Genomic DNA, 3,297 nt, shown 5'->3' with positions numbered 1-3,297 from the left:
ACACAGTGGACGCGAGCAACTGAGGACAAGCCCTCGGCCTATTAGTACCAGTCAGCTCCACCCGTTACCGGGCTTCCACATCTGGCCTATCAACCCAGTCGTCTACTGGGAGCCTTACCCTCTCAAGGAGGTGGGAATACTCATCTCGAAGCAGGCTTCCCGCTTAGATGCTTTCAGCGGTTATCCCTCCCGAACGTAGCCAACCAGCCATGCCCTTGGCAGGACAACTGGCACACCAGAGGTTCGTCCGTCCCGGTCCTCTCGTACTAGGGACAGCCCTTCTCAATATTCCTACGCGCACAGCGGATAGGGACCGAACTGTCTCACGACGTTCTAAACCCAGCTCGCGTACCGCTTTAATGGGCGAACAGCCCAACCCTTGGGACCGACTCCAGCCCCAGGATGCGACGAGCCGACATCGAGGTGCCAAACCATCCCGTCGATATGGACTCTTGGGGAAGATCAGCCTGTTATCCCCGGGGTACCTTTTATCCGTTGAGCGACGGCGCTTCCACAAGCCACCGCCGGATCACTAGTCCCGACTTTCGTCCCTGCTCGACCCGTCGGTCTCACAGTCAAGCTCCCTTGTGCACTTACACTCAACACCTGATTGCCAACCAGGCTGAGGGAACCTTTGGGCGCCTCCGTTACTCTTTAGGAGGCAACCGCCCCAGTTAAACTACCCATCAGACACTGTCCCTGATCCGGATCACGGACCGAGGTTAGACATCCAGCACGACCAGAGTGGTATTTCAACGACGACTCCCCCTGAACTGGCGTCCAGAGTTCAAAGTCTCCCACCTATCCTACACAAGCCGAACCGAACACCAATATCAAACTGTAGTAAAGGTCCCGGGGTCTTTCCGTCCTGCTGCGCGAAACGAGCATCTTTACTCGTAGTGCAATTTCACCGGGCCTATGGTTGAGACAGTCGAGAAGTCGTTACGCCATTCGTGCAGGTCGGAACTTACCCGACAAGGAATTTCGCTACCTTAGGATGGTTATAGTTACCACCGCCGTTTACTGGCGCTTAAGTTCTCAGCTTCGCCCCACCGAAATGGAGCTAACCGGTCCCCTTAACGTTCCAGCACCGGGCAGGCGTCAGTCCGTATACATCGCCTTACGGCTTCGCACGGACCTGTGTTTTTAGTAAACAGTCGCTTCTCGCTGGTCTCTGCGGCCACCCCCAGCTCAGAGTGCAAAACTCATCACCAGGAATGGCCCCCCTTCTCCCGAAGTTACGGGGGCATTTTGCCGAGTTCCTTAACCATAGTTCACCCGAACGCCTCGGTATTCTCTACCTGACCACCTGAGTCGGTTTAGGGTACGGGCCGCCATGAAACTCGCTAGAGGCTTTTCTCGACAGCATAGGATCATCCACTTCACCACAATCGGCTCGGCATCAGGTCTCAGCCTCAACATGTGACGGATTTACCTACCACACGGCCTACACCCTTACCCCGGGACAACCACCGCCCGGGCTGGACTACCTTCCTGCGTCACCCCATCGCTTACCTACTACAAGTCTGGTTCGTCGGCTCCACCACTTTCCCTTGCCCGAAGGCTCCGGAACGGCTTCACGGACTTAGCATCGCCTGATTCGATATTGGGCGTTTCAAAGCGGGTACCGGAATATCAACCGGTTGTCCATCGACTACGCCTGTCGGCCTCGCCTTAGGTCCCGACTTACCCTGGGCAGATCAGCTTGACCCAGGAACCCTTAGTCAATCGGCGCACACGTTTCTCACGTGTGTATCGCTACTCATGCCTGCATTCTCACTCGTGAACCGTCCACAACTCGCTTCCGCGGCTGCTTCACCCGGCACACGACGCTCCCCTACCCATCACAGTCCCCGTTAGGAGTATGTACTGCAATGACACGACTTCGGCGGTACGCTTGAGCCCCGCTACATTGTCGGCGCGGAATCACTTGACCAGTGAGCTATTACGCACTCTTTCAAGGGTGGCTGCTTCTAAGCCAACCTCCTGGTTGTCTCTGCGACTCCACATCCTTTCCCACTTAGCGTACGCTTAGGGGCCTTAGTCGATGCTCTGGGCTGTTTCCCTCTCGACCATGGAGCTTATCCCCCACAGTCTCACTGCCGCGCTCTCACTTACCGGCATTCGGAGTTTGGCTAAGGTCAGTAACCCGGTAGGGCCCATCGCCTATCCAGTGCTCTACCTCCGGCAAGAAACACACGACGCTGCACCTAAATGCATTTCGGGGAGAACCAGCTATCACGGAGTTTGATTGGCCTTTCACCCCTAACCACAGGTCATCCCCCAGGTTTTCAACCCTGGTGGGTTCGGTCCTCCACGAAGTCTTACCTCCGCTTCAACCTGCCCATGGCTAGATCACTCCGCTTCGGGTCTTGAGCGTGCTACTCCAACGCCCTATTCGGACTCGCTTTCGCTACGGCTTCCCCACACGGGTTAACCTCGCAACACACCGCAAACTCGCAGGCTCATTCTTCAAAAGGCACGCAGTCACGACGCACCAAGTAAACTTGGCGCGCGACGCTCCCACGGCTTGTAGGCACACGGTTTCAGGTACTATTTCACTCCGCTCCCGCGGTACTTTTCACCATTCCCTCACGGTACTATCCGCTATCGGTCACCAGGGAATATTTAGGCTTAGCGGGTGGTCCCGCCAGATTCACACGGGATTTCTCGGGCCCCGTGCTACTTGGGAAATTCTCAAGCAAGCCGTACAGATTTCAGCTACGGGGGTCTTACCCTCTACGCCGGACCTTTCGCATGTCCTTCGCCTATCCATACGGTTTCTGACTCGCCGACCAACCGGCAGATTGATCAAGAGAACTCCCACGACCCCGCACACGCAACCCCTGCCGGGTATCACACGTATACGGTTTAGCCTCATCCGGTTTCGCTCGCCACTACTCCCGGAATCACGGTTGTTTTCTCTTCCTGAGGGTACTGAGATGTTTCACTTCCCCTCGTTCCCTCCACACTGCCTATGTGTTCAGCAGCGGGTGACAGCCCATGACGACTGCCGGGTTTCCCCATTCGGACACCCCCGGATCAAAGCTTGGTTGACAGCTCCCCGGGGCCTATCGCGGCCTCCCACGTCCTTCATCGGTTCCTGGTGCCAAGGCATCCACCGTGCGCCCTTAAAAACTTGGCCACAGATGCTCGCGTCCACTGTGTAGTTCTCAAGCAACGACCAGCCACCCGCCACCCCACCACAACCGTGATGAGTACACCGGGGCCGGCATCACGAAGGAACAAGCTCACGCTCGTACCCTCAGACACCCAACAACGTGCCCGACACGATCC

1 rRNA gene is annotated in these 3,297 nt (G+C 56.8%); it reads right to left on the bottom strand.

The annotated features are described in order from the left end of the window. Positions 1-21: 21 nt before the first annotated feature. Positions 22-3,145, bottom strand: a 23S ribosomal RNA gene (locus tag ACFYMC_RS29495). Positions 3,146-3,297: the final 152 nt, after the last annotated feature.

Origin of the sequence: Streptomyces sp. NPDC006879 (assembly GCF_042869595.1) — a bacterium.
GTDB lineage: Bacteria > Actinomycetota > Actinomycetes > Streptomycetales > Streptomycetaceae > Streptomyces.
The sequence above is the reverse complement of the archived record's forward strand: the minus strand, read 5'-3'. Positions and strand labels throughout refer to the sequence as shown.